The 16,220-nt window shown below is 58.3% G+C and carries 15 protein-coding genes and 1 tRNA gene; 15 read left to right on the top strand and 1 reads right to left on the bottom strand.

What is annotated here, in order from left to right; all coding sequences use genetic code 11:
* Positions 1-182: 182 nt before the first annotated feature.
* The 11 genes from ACLIRY_RS01930 (at position 183) to ACLIRY_RS01980 (ending at position 11,621) form a co-directional block, all read left to right on the top strand.
* A complete protein-coding gene (locus tag ACLIRY_RS01930; protein ID WP_413203650.1) occupies positions 183-1,097 on the top strand; it encodes an ABC transporter permease subunit in 915 nt (304 codons plus the stop codon).
* A complete protein-coding gene (livM, locus tag ACLIRY_RS01935) occupies positions 1,097-2,449 on the top strand; it encodes a high-affinity branched-chain amino acid ABC transporter permease LivM (protein ID WP_413203651.1) in 1,353 nt (450 codons plus the stop codon). Before ACLIRY_RS01930 ends, livM begins: the two co-directional genes overlap by 1 nt.
* On the top strand, positions 2,446-3,315 hold the full coding sequence (locus ACLIRY_RS01940; RefSeq protein WP_413203652.1) for an ABC transporter ATP-binding protein: 870 nt from the start codon (positions 2,446-2,448) through the stop codon (positions 3,313-3,315). The genes livM and ACLIRY_RS01940 overlap by 4 nt, the downstream gene beginning before the upstream one ends.
* Before the next feature lie 11 nt (positions 3,316-3,326).
* The gene (locus tag ACLIRY_RS01945) at positions 3,327-4,037 is read left to right on the top strand and encodes an ABC transporter ATP-binding protein (RefSeq protein ID WP_413204181.1); all 711 of its coding nucleotides are present in this window, start codon (positions 3,327-3,329) and stop codon (positions 4,035-4,037) included.
* A complete protein-coding gene (locus ACLIRY_RS01950) occupies positions 4,037-4,390 on the top strand; it encodes a DUF6867 family protein (RefSeq protein ID WP_413203653.1) in 354 nt (117 codons plus the stop codon). The genes ACLIRY_RS01945 and ACLIRY_RS01950 overlap by 1 nt, the downstream gene beginning before the upstream one ends.
* Positions 4,391-4,713: 323 nt before the next feature.
* The gene (locus tag ACLIRY_RS01955; RefSeq protein ID WP_413203654.1) at positions 4,714-5,820 is read left to right on the top strand and encodes a branched-chain amino acid ABC transporter substrate-binding protein; all 1,107 of its coding nucleotides are present in this window, start codon (positions 4,714-4,716) and stop codon (positions 5,818-5,820) included.
* A 212-nt stretch (positions 5,821-6,032) separates the two neighbouring features.
* On the top strand, positions 6,033-6,578 hold the full coding sequence (gene ssb / locus ACLIRY_RS01960) for a single-stranded DNA-binding protein (RefSeq protein ID WP_413203655.1): 546 nt from the start codon (positions 6,033-6,035) through the stop codon (positions 6,576-6,578).
* Positions 6,579-7,127: 549 nt separating this feature from the next.
* Positions 7,128-9,941, top strand: a complete 2,814-nt coding sequence (gene gyrA, locus ACLIRY_RS01965) for a DNA gyrase subunit A (protein WP_413203656.1) — start codon at positions 7,128-7,130, stop codon at positions 9,939-9,941.
* Positions 9,931-10,455 (top strand): pantetheine-phosphate adenylyltransferase, encoded by a 525-nt coding sequence (gene coaD / locus ACLIRY_RS01970; protein ID WP_413203657.1) that lies wholly within the window; start codon positions 9,931-9,933, stop codon positions 10,453-10,455. Before gyrA ends, coaD begins: the two co-directional genes overlap by 11 nt.
* Before the next feature lie 99 nt (positions 10,456-10,554).
* Entirely contained in the window at positions 10,555-11,064 is a 510-nt protein-coding gene (locus ACLIRY_RS01975) for a peptidylprolyl isomerase (RefSeq protein WP_413203658.1), read from the top strand.
* Positions 11,065-11,225: 161 nt separating this feature from the next.
* Positions 11,226-11,621, top strand: coding sequence for an MmcB family DNA repair protein (locus ACLIRY_RS01980; protein WP_413203659.1), 396 nt, complete (start codon positions 11,226-11,228; stop codon positions 11,619-11,621).
* 16 nt (positions 11,622-11,637) lie between these two features.
* On the opposite strand, the gene ACLIRY_RS01985 is transcribed toward ACLIRY_RS01980, so the two are convergent.
* Positions 11,638-12,318, bottom strand: a complete 681-nt coding sequence (locus tag ACLIRY_RS01985) for a hypothetical protein (protein ID WP_413203660.1) — start codon at positions 12,316-12,318, stop codon at positions 11,638-11,640.
* Positions 12,319-12,631: 313 nt separating this feature from the next.
* Between ACLIRY_RS01985 and ACLIRY_RS01990 the strand changes: the two genes are divergently transcribed.
* The 4 genes from ACLIRY_RS01990 to ACLIRY_RS02005 all read left to right on the top strand — a co-directional run bounded on the left by ACLIRY_RS01990 (position 12,632) and on the right by ACLIRY_RS02005 (position 16,053).
* The gene (locus tag ACLIRY_RS01990; protein WP_413203661.1) at positions 12,632-14,185 is read left to right on the top strand and encodes a glucan biosynthesis protein; all 1,554 of its coding nucleotides are present in this window, start codon (positions 12,632-12,634) and stop codon (positions 14,183-14,185) included.
* 164 nt (positions 14,186-14,349) lie between these two features.
* Positions 14,350-14,425, top strand: a tRNA-Lys gene (locus ACLIRY_RS01995).
* A 285-nt stretch (positions 14,426-14,710) separates the two neighbouring features.
* A complete protein-coding gene (locus ACLIRY_RS02000) occupies positions 14,711-15,409 on the top strand; it encodes a CoA transferase subunit A (protein WP_413203662.1) in 699 nt (232 codons plus the stop codon).
* 14 nt (positions 15,410-15,423) lie between these two features.
* Positions 15,424-16,053, top strand: coding sequence for a 3-oxoacid CoA-transferase subunit B (locus ACLIRY_RS02005; protein ID WP_413203663.1), 630 nt, complete (start codon positions 15,424-15,426; stop codon positions 16,051-16,053).
* Positions 16,054-16,220 lie beyond the last annotated feature (167 nt).

Genomic DNA, 16,220 nt, shown 5'->3' on the forward strand with positions numbered 1-16,220 from the left:
CTGGGAATTGCCTGGCCCGGTCGACCTGTTGTAACACCGTTGATCGATACCACGTTTTGAGGGGTCGTCGTGGTGGGGGACCCTTCGAATTCCAAAAACCCAGATTGTTCAGCTCTTCCCACGTTGTTCTCGTCGCGGAATGCGGGCGGAACTGCGGAGCTCCAGGAAAACTAGGGGGTAGGGTGGCGTATTTTATCCAGCAATTGATCAACGGGCTCACGCTCGGCGCGATCTATGGCCTAATAGCCATCGGCTATACGATGGTCTATGGCATTATCGGCATGATCAACTTCGCCCATGGCGAGATCTATATGATTGGCGCCTTTCTGGCGATCATCAGCTATTTGGTTTTCGGGGACATGGGCATTGTCTCGATTCCTATTTTGCTGATGGGCATGTTGGTCATTTCCATGATCTTCACAGCCGCTTACGGATGGACGGTGGAGCGGTTGGCTTACAGGCCCTTGCGGGGATCCTTCCGGCTGGCGCCGCTGATTTCGGCCATCGGCATGTCCATTGCCCTGCAGAACTATGTGCAGATATCCCAAGGCGCAAGGGTGAAGCCCATTCAGCCTGTCGTTCAGGGCGGGTTCGAGCTTTTTACCCAAGGTGGGTTCGCCGTTCAGATTACCTACTTGCAAATCGTGATCTGGGTTCTGACCACGGTTTTGATGGTCGGATTTACCTATTTGATCACCCAGACGTCCCTGGGACGCCAGCAACGGGCTTGTGAACAGGACCGGAAGATGGCCTCCCTGATCGGGGTGAACGTGGACAAGACCATTTCCCTGACCTTCGTCCTGGGTGCCGTGCTCGCTGCAGTGGCCGGGTTGATTACGACCCTGTACTACGGTGTCATTGACTTCTATGTGGGTTTCCTCGCGGGGATGAAGGCCTTCACGGCGGCGGTGCTGGGTGGCATCGGATCCTTGCCGGGTGCCATGCTGGGAGGACTGCTGATCGGATTGATCGAAGCCTTCTGGTCTGCCTATTTCACTATCGAATACAAGGACGTCGCCACCTTTGGCATCCTCGTTCTCGTGTTGATCTTCAAGCCGACGGGTTTCCTCGGTAAGCCGGAAGTGGAGAAGGTGTGATGGCAGACGCCATGATCGATACCAAGAAACCCGGCCTGGTGGTCGGATGGCTCGACTTGGGCGCCTTGCTCAAGGAATGTACCATTACTGCCGCCCTGTCTGCGGTGTTGTTCCTCCCCTTCATTGCGCTGCATGCCGCCAGCGGTGGGACTGGCGGGCTCGTCATCGAGACCCGCTGGGACAGTTGGGCTTGGTTTGTCCTCGCGGCCTTTGTGGGGCGCGCCCTGTTGGTGATCTGGCGGGAAAATCCCTCCAGTCGGACCCGGGATGCGTTGACGAAGACGGTTGTCATGCCGGTGGGGGGATTCTTCCGCAAGAACATGGTTGCCATTGGTTTGGTGGCCCTGGTCCTGGCGGTCATCTTCCCCATTTCGCCCTTCGGAAACCGGTACTATGTGGACGTGGCCACCACCTGGATGATCTACATCATGCTGGGCTGGGGGCTGAATATCGTGGTCGGTTTGGCGGGGTTGCTCGACCTGGGCTATGTGGCGTTCTATGCCGTTGGTGCCTATTCCTACGCCCTGCTCTCCCAGACCTTTGGCTGGTCCTTCTGGGTCTGTCTGCCCCTGGCCGGTGTCTTCGCTGCGTTCTTTGGCATTATCCTGGGCTTTCCAGTGCTGCGCCTGAGGGGCGATTACCTGGCGATTGTAACACTGGGGTTTGGTGAGATTATCCGGGTCATCCTGTTGAACTGGTACAATGTGACCAACGGCCCCGACGGTATCAGCGGCATCGAGCGCCCGACGTTGTTCGGATTGGAATTTAGCCGTAAGGCTGCGGAGGGGGGGACCACCTTCCATGAGTTCTTCGGGTTGGAATACTCGACGATGTACCGGGTGGTTTTCCTGTTTTACCTTATCCTGGGCCTCGCGGTTCTGACCAATCTGTTCACCCAGCGGATTCGGAAGTTGCCTGTGGGCCGGGCTTGGGAAGCCCTCCGTGAAGACGAGATCGCCTGCCGGTCGTTGGGGATGAACCCGACGAACATCAAGCTCTCCGCCTTCGCCCTGGGCGCCATGTTCGGCGGGTTTGCCGGTTCCTTCTTCGCCACCCGCCAAGGCTTCATCAGCCCGGAAAGCTTCACCTTCATCGAAAGTGCGGTGATCCTGGCCATTGTGGTGTTGGGCGGGATGGGAAGCCAGATTGGTGTTGTCATCGCGGCCTTCTTCCTGGTCGTTGTGCCGGAAATGGCCCGTGAATTCGAACAGTATCGCATGCTTGTCTTTGGCGCGGCCATGGTCGCGGTGATGGTGTGGCGTCCGCGGGGGCTTCTGTCCTATCGAGATCCGACCATTCTGTTCTCGAAACTCAAGGGACGACAATCCGCCAACGGGGAGGGCCAGGCATGAGCACCGCCGACATGCTCCTGACCGTGGAGCACTTGACCATGCGCTTCGGGGGGTTGGTCGCCATCGACGACCTGTCCTTCGTGGCCCGCAATCGGGAAATCACCTCACTCATCGGCCCCAACGGAGCGGGCAAGACCACGGTCTTCAACTGTCTGACCGGATTTTATAAGCCGACGGTGGGGCGGTTGGTCCTGAACCATCCGAAATCCGGGAATACCTATTTCCTGGAGCAGATGGAGGGCTTCAAGGTTGCCCAGGTGGCCCATGTGGGGCGGACATTTCAGAACATCCGGCTGTTCGGCCAAATGTCCGTGTTCGAAAACCTCATCGTCGCCCAGCACAACGTGCTGATGAAGGCCTCGATGTTCTCTATCGCCGGATTGCTGAGGCTGCCCGTGTATAAGCGCGCCGAGCAGGAAGCTATCGACTTGGCGACCTATTGGCTCGACAAGGTGGGGCTGACCGACAAGGCCGACTGGGATGCGCAGAACCTCCCTTACGGCGACCAGCGCCGCCTGGAAATCGCCCGGGCCATGTGCACCCGGCCGGTCATGCTCTGCCTCGACGAACCCGCCGCGGGGCTGAATCCCCGCGAATCCCTGGAGTTGAACGACCTTTTGGTGTCCATCCGCAATGATCACGGTATCGGTCTGCTGCTGATCGAACATGACATGAGTGTGGTCATGGGGATCTCCGACCATATCGTCGTATTGGATCATGGCCGGAAGATCGCCGATGGTGATCCGAGTGCGGTGCGCGAGGATCCTGCGGTCATCAAGGCCTATCTCGGTGAGGAAGAGGACGAGGAATTGCCCCCGGAAGTCTCCCAGGACCTTGCAGCAAGCGGGAAGGGGGGCCAAGCATGAGCACCGAACCCATCCTGCGCATTTCCGGTGTCCACACCTACTATGGCAAGATCGAGGCCCTGAAGGGCATCGACGTGGATGTCTACAAGGGCGAGATCGTGACCCTCATCGGGTCCAACGGCGCGGGCAAGACCACGCTTTTGATGACCGTCTGCGGGGATCCCCAAGCCCAGGAAGGCCAAATCCTTTTCGAGGGGAAGGACATCACCAAGGTGCCCACGGACCAGATCGTCCGCATGGGAATCGCCCAGTCGCCCGAAGGGCGGCGCATCTTTTCGCGCATGAGCGTCTATGAAAACTTGCAGATGGGCGCCCTGGTTTCCGATCCCAAATACTTTGAGGAGGATCTGGCCAAGGTCTACAAGCTCTTTCCCCGGCTTGAGGAGCGGCGCGACCAGCGGGGCGGAACCCTGTCGGGTGGCGAGCAGCAGATGCTGGCCATTGGTCGGGCACTGATGAGCCGCCCCCGCCTGTTGCTTTTGGATGAACCCTCCCTGGGTATTGCCCCCTTGGTGGTTCGCCAGATCTTCCAGGCGATCAAGGAAGTGAATGAAAAGGAAGGCATGACCATCTTCCTGGTGGAACAGAATGCCTTCCACGCCCTGAAGCTCGCCCATCGGGCCTACGTGCTGGTCAACGGCAAGGTGGCCCTGTCGGGAACGGGACAGGAACTGCTCTCCAACCCGGAAATTCGCGCCGCTTATCTGGAGGGAGGCCATTGATGGACCAAAATGCCCTGCTCGGCTCGTCGCCCCTGGTGTTTCTTCTGTTTACCGTCGTTATGGTCGGCTGGGCCGCCTTTATGACGGGAAACGCCCTGGCAAGCACTTGGCGTCCCATGATTCAGACCGTGCCCTATGGCATTTTAACGGGGTTGGCCAACCGGTTTTTCGTTTTCGCCCTGTTCGGTGGTGAGCTTCTGTCCGTGACTGGTTTTTTGATCGATACGACGATTCTGATCGGAATCAGTCTGCTTGCCTATCGGATGACCCAGGCCCGCAAAATGGTCGGCCAGTACCCCTGGCTGTACGAACGGACCGGTTTGCTGGGTTGGCGGGAAAAAGGCAAAGGGTGAGAGCCATTTCTCCATCGGCGCACCTGCCGGTGGAGGTACTGGAAGTTCACCTTGGAAATTGGGTCTGGAAAAGAGGCCTGGAAAATAAGGATGACCATGCCCATCTGCCATGGTGGATTTCCCCTTTCGGGTTTCCCGTTCGGGAGGCCCAATCCTGGATCACATAGATTTGAAATCGGAATCGATTTCATGCAAAGACTGTGATCTAGATGTAATCCGTTGAGCGATTTGTGGGTTTCGCAAATTGCTTTTGGATCGGACCGGTGGGGTTTCGATCCAAGTCGTTCACGACGCATCCACTTCACACAAGGAGAGTGGTTCACATGAGCATGTTCAAAACCGGACTTCTGGCGGCTACTGCGGCCTTCGCTCTGGGCATGGGTACGGCCCAGGCTGAAATCGTCATCGCGACCGCTGGCCCCATGACCGGTCAGTATGCGTCCTTCGGCGAGCAGATGAAGAAAGGCGCCGAAATGGCCGTCAAGGACATCAACGCCAAGGGCGGTGTCCTGGGCGAGATGCTTGAACTGAAGATCGGTGACGACGCTTGCGATCCTAAGCAGGCTGTGGCCGTGGCCAACCAGTTCGTCAACGACGGCGTGGTATTTGTGGCCGGTCACTTCTGCTCCGGGTCGTCCATCCCGGCCTCTGCGGTATACAACGAGGAAGGCATTCTGCAGATCTCTCCGGCCTCCACGAATCCCAAGCTGACCGAGCAGGGCTTCGATAACGTCTTCCGGACCTGCGGTCGCGACGACCAGCAGGGCCTGATCGCAGGCGCCTTCCTGAAGGATCATTTCGGCGACAAGAAGATCGCCATCCTGCATGACAAGACCGCCTATGGTAAGGGGCTGGCCGACGAAACGAAGGCAGCCCTGAACGCCGCCGGCGTGAACGAGGCCCTCTACGAAGCGATCACGGCGGGTGAAAAGGACTACTCCGCCCTGGTGACCAAGCTGAAGAACGAAGGCATTGAAGTCATCTATCTGGGTGGCTATCACACCGAGGCGGGCCTGATCATCCGCCAGGCAAAGGAACAGGGTCTGGACGCAGTTCTGGTGTCCGGTGACGCCCTGGTGTCGAGCGAGTTCGCCTCCATCGCGGGCCCGGCTGGCGATGGCACCCTCTTCACCTTCTCCCCGGATCCCCGGAAAAACCCGGAAGCCGTGGAGGTTGTGAAGGAATTCGAGGACGAGGGCTATAACCCCGAGGGGTACACCCTGTACACCTATGGCGCGATCCAAGCTTGGGCCGATGCCGTTGAAGCCGCCGGTTCTACTGATGTCGAGGCTGTGGGCGAAAAGCTGAAGAGCATGGAATTCGACACGGTTCTGGGCACGTTCGGCTTTGATGACAAGGGCGACGTGACCGCTCCGGGTTACGTGATTTATCAATGGATGGGTGGCAACTACGATTACTACATGAAGTAATCGGCTATCCTGCCTATCAGAAGAACCCGGCGGATCATCCCGCCGGGTTTTTCGTTTTCAGCGGGCGGCGCTCCGGTTAGAGTGTGGGCCGTCAGGGGGCGCTCAGCGGCCCTCTTCCCCGTCCTGATGGACGGTTAATCCCCCGTCCTGATGGACGGTTAATCCCCCGTCCTGATGGACGGTTAATCATTGATTTTTCGGAAGGTTTCCCCATGGCTGGTTCGGTCAACAAGGTCATTCTCATCGGCAACTTGGGCAAGGATCCGGAAACGCGGAGCTTTCAGAACGGGGGTAAGGTAACCAACCTGCGTATTGCCACCTCCGACAGTTGGAAGGATCGCCAGACGGGGGAGCGGAAGGAGCGGACCGAATGGCATAGCGTCGCCATTTTCGGTCCCCTGGCCGAGATCGCCGAACGCTACCTGCGCAAGGGCTCCAAGGTTTACCTCTGTGGATCTCTGCAAACCCGTAAGTGGCAGGATCAAAGCGGGCAGGACCGCTATTCCACGGAGGTCGTGCTCCAGGGACCGGGTGCCGAGATGACCATGCTTGATGGCCGTGGCGGGGAGGAGCAGGGCCGTGGTGGTAGCGGTGGGTACGGCTCCGGTGGCGGGTATGGCGGCGGGTCCGGCGGCGGCGGCGACTTTGGCGGTGGAAGTTATGGGGGAAGCCAGGGCGGTGGGGCGCGTCAAGGCTGGGATTCTGGCCCGGCACAAGGGCCGGGACCGGTCGATATTGATGACGACATTCCGTTCTAACGCATTCCGAGATCAGGTTGACCCACTTTCACTTTCGTCAGAACGGCAGAGATCTGTCGGTGCCCGGATTCAAAGGGAATGGGGGGTCGGGGCCTCAGGCCCCAGCGGGGAGCGGGGCAGAGCCCCGCACCATTTAGGCAGGTGCGAAAAAGTATAGTTTTTCTCGTGAAAACAAAGGCTTGAGGGACGCTTTTCCAAGCTGTTCTCAGTTGCTCGGTTTGGGCTGATCTGCTAAGGTGCGCATCCGCGTTCCGGAGACAGTTGGAGTCACCGGTGGCGTGGGAAGTCCGGATCATATGGCCAAGGTCCAGAGGGGGTTCCCAAAGGCATTGGTCGCGTGAATCGGGTTTCAAACCGCAAGAGGGTCTGACACCAACCGGGAAGACCGCGCCGGGCGCGCGTTCTGGTTTGGAGAGGATCCTGGTCCAGGCCGAGTATCCCCTTGCCCCCGGTTCCGGGGGGCATCCGGCCCCAAGCGTGGTGTTTCGCCCGCTCCCATCCCCATAGACGGGGTGCGTGGCGCGCCCGATTCAGTGGAAGCGTTCCGAGTTGAGCAACAACACCCCTAAGCCTATGGATTCCGATATTTCTCTCGTCTCTATCGAAGACGAAATGAAGCGTAGCTATCTCGATTACGCCATGAGCGTGATTGTCAGCCGCGCCCTTCCCGATGTGCGGGATGGTTTGAAACCGGTGCACCGGCGGATTTTGTTCTCCATGAAGGAGAATGGCTACGACTACAACCGGCCCTACCGCAAATCGGCGCGCATTGTCGGTGACGTCATGGGTAAATATCACCCCCATGGCGATTCGGCGATTTATGATGCCATGGTGCGCATGGCGCAGAACTTCTCCATGCGTCTGCCGTTGATCGACGGCCAGGGCAACTTCGGGTCCATGGACGGCGATAAGGCCGCCGCCATGCGGTATACCGAGGCTCGGCTGGCCAAGGCGGCGCATAGTCTGCTGGATGACATCGACAAGGAAACCGTCGATTTCCAGGCCAACTATGACGAGACGACCCGGGAACCCATTGTCGTTCCGGCCCGCTATCCGAACCTGTTGGTGAACGGCGCGGGCGGTATTGCCGTGGGTATGGCCACGAATATCCCTCCCCATAATCTGGGGGAGGTGATCGACGCCTGTTGTGCATTGATTGATGATCCAACCATAACCGACGAGGCCATCCACCAGATTGTGCCGGGTCCAGATTTCCCCACGGGCGGAACGATCCTGGGGCGGTCCGGCATCCGTGCGGCTTTCATGACCGGTCGCGGATCCGTGGTCATGCGCGGGAAATGTCACTTTGAGGACATTTCCCGGGAGCGCCAAGCCATTGTGGTGACAGAGGTCCCTTACCAGGTCAATAAGGCCTCCATGGTGGAGAAGATCGCCGAACTGGTCCGTGACAAAAAGCTGGAAGGCATTTCCGACATCCGCGACGAATCCGACCGTCAGGGTGTTCGTGTGGTTGTCGAGTGCAAGCGCGACGCCATGGCCGAGGTGGTCCTCAATCAGTTGTATCGGTACACCCCGTTGCAGACCAGCTTCGGTGTCAACATGCTGGCCTTGAATGGCGGCAAGCCCCTGCTGATGAACCTGCGGGAGGTCCTCGAGGCCTTCATCGCGTTCCGTGAAGAGGTGATCCGCCGTCGCACGATCTACGAACTGGGCAAGGCTCGGGACCGGGCGCACGTCTTGGTCGGCTTGGCCATCGCCGTGGCCAACCTGGACGCGGTGATCAAGATGATCCGCTCGGCCCCCGATCCCCAAACCGCTCGAGAGCGGTTAATGGCCGAGAACTGGCCGGCTGCGGATGTCGAACCGCTGATCATGCTGATCGACGAGCCGGGTCGAACCGTGGTGGAGGGGCATTATCGCCTGTCTGAGACCCAGGCTAAGGCTATCCTGGACCTGCGTCTGCACCGCTTGACCGGGTTGGAGCGGGACAAGATCCACAGCGAATTATCTGAGATTGGCTCCCAGATCGAGGAATACCTGCATATTCTGCGCTCCCGGGAGCGGCTTTACGAGATCATGCGCGCCGAACTGGTGGAGATGAGGGAGGCCTATGCCACCCCCCGCCGGACGGTGATTGAGGAAAACGAGTTCGAACACGACATTGAAGACCTGATCCAGCGCGAGGACATGGTCGTCACCGTTACCAGCACCGGATATATCAAACGGGTGCCGCTCACCACTTACCGGGCCCAGCGCCGGGGTGGCAAGGGGCGGGCCGGCATGTCCATGCGCGATGAGGATTTTGTCACCACCATTTTCGTGGCGAATACCCATACCCCGCTGCTGTTTTTCAGTTCGACGGGCATGGTTTACAAAATGAAGGTCTATCGTCTGCCTTTGGGGACTCCCCAGGCGCGGGGCAAGGCCATGATCAATATTCTGCCCCTGGCCGAGGAAGAGCGCATCACCACCGTGATGCCCCTGCCCGAAGACGAGGAAACCTGGGGCGAGCTGGATGTGATGTTCGCCACGGAAACGGGCAACGTGCGGCGGAACCGTCTTTCGGACTTCACCAATGTGATGACCAACGGCAAGATCGCCATGAAGCTGGATCCCGGTGATCATCTGGTGGGCGTGCGCACCTGCACCGAAGCTCAGGATGTTCTGCTGACAACCAACATGGGCAAGGCGATCCGTTTCTCCGTGACAGAAGTCCGGGTCTTCGCAGGCCGGACCTCCACGGGTGTTCGCGGCGTACGTCTGGCAGAGGGTGACAAGGTTAACTATTTGTCGATCCTCTCCCATGTGACCGCCGATGCGGAGACCCGATCGGCCTACCTGAAACAGGCCAGCGCTCTGCGGCGGGCTGCCGGTGAGGGCGAGGAGGACATCACACTCGACGCCGAACCCAGCGGCACCCTGACTCAGGACCAGTTCGAAGTCCTGCAGGAGGCGGAGGAATTTATTCTGACCGTCACCTCGCGGGGCTTTGGCAAGCGCAGCTCTGCCTACGAATACCGGACTGCGGGTCGGGGCGGGCAGGGCATTGCCAATATCGAAATGAGTGAACGCAATGGCTCCGTCGTGGCCTCTTTCCCCATTGGGCAGAAGGACCAAGTGATGTTGATCACCGACGGGGGCCAGTTGATCCGCATGCCCGTTTATGACGTTCGCATTGCCGGACGGAAAACCCAGGGTGTGACCCTGTTCCGCCTATCCGAAGGGGAACGGGTCGTGTCGGTCGCCCATTTGTCAGACATGAATGGGGACGACGAGGACGTGGATGGATTGGAAGATGGGGGGGATCTTCCAGCTATCACCGAAGGCGGAACAGACGGGGATGTCAAATCCCCCGGTTCCGACGATACAGCCCCCGAACGGACGGATGGTGATGACGACTAGACGCCTAGCCGTATATCCGGGAACCTTTGACCCTGTGACCAATGGGCATTTGGATATTATCGGGCGCGCGGCCCGCATGGTGGACCATTTGACCATTGGCGTGGCTGTCAATGCGGGGAAAGGCCCCCTGTTTTCCCTGGAGGAACGGGTGGATATGGTGGCCGAAACCACCCGTCCCCTGACCAAGGAGAGGGGCATTGAAATTGATGTCGTGCCCTTTTCCAATCTGTTGATGGATTTCGCCGTTGAGCGGAACGCCACGATGATCATACGGGGGCTTCGCGCTATCTCGGATTTTGAATACGAATTCCAGATGTGTGGCATGAATGCCCGCTTGAATACCACTGTGGAAACCGTCTTTCTAATGGCGTCGGAGCGGTGTCAGTTCATATCCTCGCGCTTCGTTAAGGAAATCGGGCGCCTGGACGGGGATATATCGGGTTTTGTCTCTCCCTTGGTCCGGGAACGCCTGTTGGATAAATTCCGGGAGTTGGATGGAAACAGCTCAGCTTAGCTCTTTTCGCCCAATCGTTTAAACCGAGGTTCAAGGAAAAGCCTTATGCGCCGAATCCTGCTCGCCTTTTTTGCTTTACTCGCATACATGGGAGTCGTCATGACCGAAACGAAGGCCGCCGATCCTGAAAACACCCTCTACATGGACCTCAAGGACGGCCGCGTTGTCATCGCGTTGCGCCCAGACTTGGCACCCAAGCATGTGGAGCGCATCAAAAAATTAACCCGAGAAGGTTTCTACGACGGCACTCCGTTCCATCGGGTGATCGACGGGTTTATGGTGCAGGGTGGGGACCCCACTGGCACGGGTCGGGGAGGTTCCGAACTGCCGGACCTTCCTGCGGAGTTCAGCCCGCCGTCGAAGGCACGCCATTTGGAAGGTGTGCTGTCCATGGCTCGCACTGCGGATCCGGACAGTGCCAACAGCCAGTTTTTCATCATGTTAGCCCCATCTCCTCACCTGGATGGCCAGTACACCATCTGGGGCCAAGTGGTCGAAGGCATGGAATACGTTCATATGATTAAAAAGGGTGACAAGCGCGCCAACGGGTCCGTTGAGGATCCCGACCGCATTATCAAGATGCAGGTTGCGGCGGACGCCGACAAGTAAGCTTTTGCCAGCCATACCTGAAAATGGACGCCGCGCGCTAGATCACGATGAATTTAGGTCTGTTCGGCCTAAATTCATAAACGTGATCTAAATTATATAGTTAGAGCGGAATGAGACGGAAAACCGCACACACTTTTCCTCATTCCGCTCTAGGACGAGACTTGGCGCGCGGTGTCGTCCGTTTGATGGGAGACCTGGGTCGGGCGGCTCTGCTGGAGGTTCCCCTTGCCAATGGCCGTAGGGCCGATGTTATGGCGGTGGATGCCAAGGGCATGGTTACGATTGTCGAGGTCAAGTCCTGCCTTGCCGATTTTCAGTCGGACCACAAGTGGGAAGACTATCGTTCTTTTTGCGACGTCTTTTTTTTCGCTGTCCCCGAAGACTTTCCTCAGGACTACATCGCTGGCGATTGTGGTTTAATCATCGCTGATCGCCATGGCGGTGACCTCCTCCGCGAGGGCGTTCCTCACCCCCTGAGCGGTGCTCGGCGTAAGGCCATTCTCATTCGATTCGCCCGCATGGCTGCGCTGCGCTTAACACGGCTGGAAGATCCCTGAGGGACGCACTCCCCTCCTATCCCGCCATGGGGCCGGTTGTGCAGTTCTGCCGTTTCCCTTGGGGGCGCTTTTCGAAAACAACCACACTATCGTAAAAGGTCATGGAATCCGTTCCCGTCGTAAAAGGGGTCACGGGAACTTCGCCATTGGTGTAAAGGGCGTTCATTTCATCGATGAGTCCCTTGCACAATTCGATGAAAGTCCCTGGTTTTCCCACTCCTCCTTCGTAGTCAGGCAGATAGGCGGTATGCATGTCTTCGACCAAATACACCCCATTGGGGCTGATCGCAGGATAGAGGGCGCTGAAGGTTTCTGTGACATGACTCATCATATGGCTTCCATCATCGATGACGATATCCGGTCGGCCAAACTCTCCTAGAACACGGCCCAGGAACGCAGCGTCTTGTTGCTCCCCAATTCGAACGGAAATGGTCCGGTCCCCCAGCGTCGCGCATTTGGGATCATTGTCGATTCCCAAGATGCGGCAACCCGGGCCGAAATACTCCTTCCACATACCGAGGGACCCCCCTTTCGATACGCCTATTTCAAGGACTAAAGGAGATTTTCCTCGGAATCTCTCGAAATGTCTTTCGTAAATATCAAAATAATGAAACCATTTATACAAATCTTTATTTGAATTATTAAGGTAGTATCGATGTAGAAATCCATCCATTTTGGCGAAGCCTTTTAAGTACACGCTAATTTCAAAGGAAGTCTGGGTCTTTGAGGGGTGATGGTAAGAGGGATGACGGCAAGGGGGAGCGAGGAGCGGGGCGAGACCACTGGACTTGGGCAACAGTATCGAAAAGGCGGCGGACAGGGAACAGGGAAGGGCGGAAAAACATGTTTCCTGGCAACTCCCCTATCCAAATGGGCATTGGAAGGCTTATATCGGAATCGCGCCGTGTCGAAGCCAAGCCCAAGCCCACCTTCCACAAGCGGCCCCAATCTTTCGCGAGGTTTTGATGTCAGGGATTCCCAATCCGGGACGACGTTCCATCCTGTCCCTTATGGCGGCCGCGACGGCCTGTGGCCTTCTGCCCGCATTTCCTGCCAGTCTCCTGGCTGCCCAGGACGAGATCGTTCCCCTTGGCCCCGCCGAGCCCTTTTCCTTCGAGGGATTGATTACCCGGGCCAAAGAAATGGCCGGGCAGCCCTATGCACCCACACCCGTCAACCCGGCCTTGGAAAAGGCCCTGAAGGGAATCGACTACGACGCCTACCAAAAGATCGTCTTCCGTCCCGAGAAAGCCCTTTGGAAAGATCGGATTGGCGCGCCCGCCATTGCCCCCTTTCACATGCATGAATTTGCCCGGGAGCCGGTGGGTTTGCATCTGGTGGATGGGGACAGCGCCCGCTCTGTTCCCTATGATCCCAAAGTCTTCCGCTTTGGCGACATTGTCCCGCCCGAGGTCGAGGGGATGGGATGGGCTGGCTTCCGGGTACTCCACGCGAAAAACCCCGCCTCGGATTGGTTGGCCTTCATGGGCGCGACCTATTTCCGCTCCGCCGGCCCCCTGGACCAATATGGGCAATCGGCCCGGGCGGTGGCCGTCGACACCGCGATGGCCGATCGGGCCGAACGCTTCCCCCGGTTCACGGATATCTGGCTGGAACCCCTGGGCGAAGGGGGGTTGACCATCTGGGCGTTGATTGATGGAGAAAGCCTGACCGGCGTCTACAAGGCCCAATGCGCGGCGCCGGGGGCGGAAAGTGTCGACATGGATATCTCTGTCCGCTTTTTCACCCGGACCCCCATTGGTCGCTTGGGAATCGCTCCCATGACCAGCATGTTCTGGTTTTCGGAAACCAACCGCCACGAAGCCACCGACTGGAGGCCAGAGATCCACGATACCGATGGCTTGGCCCTTTGGACGGGGACCGGCGAGCGCCTTTGGCGCCCCCTGGACAATCCGAAGGCCATGCGGGTTTCCACCTTCACCGATAAAAACCCCAAGGGCTTTGGTCTCCTCCAACGGGACCGGGACTTTACCCACTACGAGGATGATGGCGTTTTCTATGACCGTCGCGCGGGGATCTGGATTGAACCCAAGGGGGATTGGGGAGAAGGGGGGGTCCAACTGGTGGAGATCCCCACCAATGATGAGATCCACGATAACATCGTTGCCTATTGGACGACGGACAAGCCGATCGAGGCCGGGACGGAGTTGAGCTACGATTACATTTTGCGTTGGGTGGCCGCGCCTGTCCTGGGACCCATGGGAGTAGGACATGTGGTGGCGACCCGACAGGGGCGACCTGGGGTTCCGGGCCAACCTCGACCCAGCCAGGGCGGGGCCAAATACGCCATTGATTTCGAAGGCGGCGACCTTGCGGCTTATACCAGCCAAGATGGCCGGGTGAAGGCCGACGTCAGCGCAGGAAACGCCCGAGTAGACAATCCCTATGCCCTACGGGTGGTGGGAACGGACCGTTGGCGTCTGGTGGTCGATATTTATCCTCACGGTTTGGGGGCGGTGGATATCCGCGCTTTCCTAAGGGACGGGGACAAACCCCTGACGGAAACCTGGATTTACCGGTATCGGGAGCCGCGGTTTATCTGACCGAAAGGCCCGGACAGCGCGGCTCAACCGATTGGCCTGACTTTTTTGCTAGAAAATCTTGACAGGGAGCACCTAAACGGATTTTATGCCGCCTCCCGAGGGGGCGTGATTCGCCGAAACGACAGATCGCAAGCCTTCGGGATCCATGACGTCATGGATCTTTTGGGCCCGTAGCTCAGTTGGTAGAGCAGCTGACTTTTAATCAGCGGGTCACAGGTTCGAATCCTGTCGGGCTCACCATGAAAAGCCGTTCACCTCACAGAGGTGGACGGCTTCTTGGTTTGTGTCCTTTCGTTGAGGGCTTGAAATTTCTCCGGATACCCGCATCTTCCTTTCAAAGGATTCCGCATTGCGGAAGACCGGCCGGTAGTTTGGTTGCGACCGGTCGACTTGTGGGATATGACACGTTTGGGAGATTGGTCTGGCCCAGGGTCCCCCTAATCGAAAAATGGGGGGAGAGGGTCATACCCAAAGGCCTGACACACGACGCGCCCCGTCGAAAAGGCGTGAGTCTGGAGGAAAGTCATGAAGAAAGTTTACGCATCTGCGGCTGACGCCCTGGATGGGCTTCTGTTCGATGGGATGTTCATCGCTGCAGGTGGGTTCGGCCTCTGCGGGATCCCCGAATTGCTGCTTGGTGCCATCAAGGACGCAGGAACCAAGGACCTGACCTTCGCGTCGAATAATGCCGGCGTTGATGATTTTGGCATCGGCATCCTGCTGCAAACCAAGCAGGTGAAGAAGATGATCTCCTCCTATGTGGGCGAGAATGCCGAGTTCATGCGCCAGTACCTGTCCGGTGAGCTGGAGCTGGAGTTCAATCCCCAGGGCACCTTGGCCGAGCGCATGCGTGCCGGTGGCTGCGGCATCCCCGGTTTCTATACCAAGACCGGCGTGGGCACCGTCATTGCCGAGGGCAAGGAACACAAGGATTTCGACGGCCAAACCTACATCATGGAAAAGGGGATCTTTGCCGATCTGTCCATCGTGAAAGCCTGGAAAGCCGATACGACCGGAAATCTGGTCTTCCGCAAGACCGCCCGTAACTTCAACCCGCCTGCGGCCATGTGCGGCAAAGTTTGCGTGGTTGAGGTCGAGGAGCTTGTTCAGCCGGGCGAGCTGGATCCGGACACGATCCATCTCCCGGGTATTTACGTGCATCGCATCATCAAGGGTGAGCACGAGAAGCGGATCGAACAGCGCACCACGCGCAAGACGGCGTAAGGGAGGACACGGATATGGCTTGGGACCGCAATCAGATGGCCGCTCGCGCGGCACAGGAGCTTCAGGACGGATGGTACGTCAACCTGGGCATTGGCATCCCCACCCTGGTGTCCAACTACATCCCCGAGGGGGTGAACGTCACCCTGCAGTCGGAAAACGGCATGCTCGGCATGGGGCCCTTCCCCTATGAGGGCGAGGAAGACGCCGACCTGATCAACGCTGGCAAGCAGACCATCACCGAACTGCCTCATTCCGCCTATTTCGATAGCGCCACCTCCTTCGGCATGATCCGGGGTGGTAAGATCGCCATGGCCATCCTGGGAGCCATGGAAGTGGCCGAGAATGGTGATTTGGCGAACTGGATGATCCCGGGCAAGCTGGTCAAAGGCATGGGCGGAGCCATGGATCTGGTGGCTGGTGTGGGTCGCGTGGTCGTCGTCATGGACCACACCAACAAGCAAGGGGACTCCAAGGTCTTGAAGGAATGCACCCTGCCGCTGACCGGCCAGGGCGTGGTCGATCGAATCATCACCAACTTGGGCGTGCTCGACGTGGTCGATGGTGGTCTGAAGATCGTTGAAACCGCCGAAGGCGTGACCGAGGATGAACTGAGGGCTGCCACACAGGCGACCCTCGTCGACTAGAGTGAAACTGGGCCAGCTTGACTCAAGCTGGCCCAGTTTCACTCTAATTATACACCGTTTCCTCGAAAATCCGGAAACGGCGCTCCCAGTTTCTGGGCTCTGCCCAGGCCCGCAAAGGGTCTGCGGACCCTTTGTTGATACCAAATGGGGATCCGTGGCCTCAGGCC

The sequence above is a fragment of the Rhodospirillum sp. A1_3_36 genome (assembly GCF_047263945.1).
Lineage (GTDB): Bacteria > Pseudomonadota > Alphaproteobacteria > Rhodospirillales > Rhodospirillaceae > Rhodospirillum.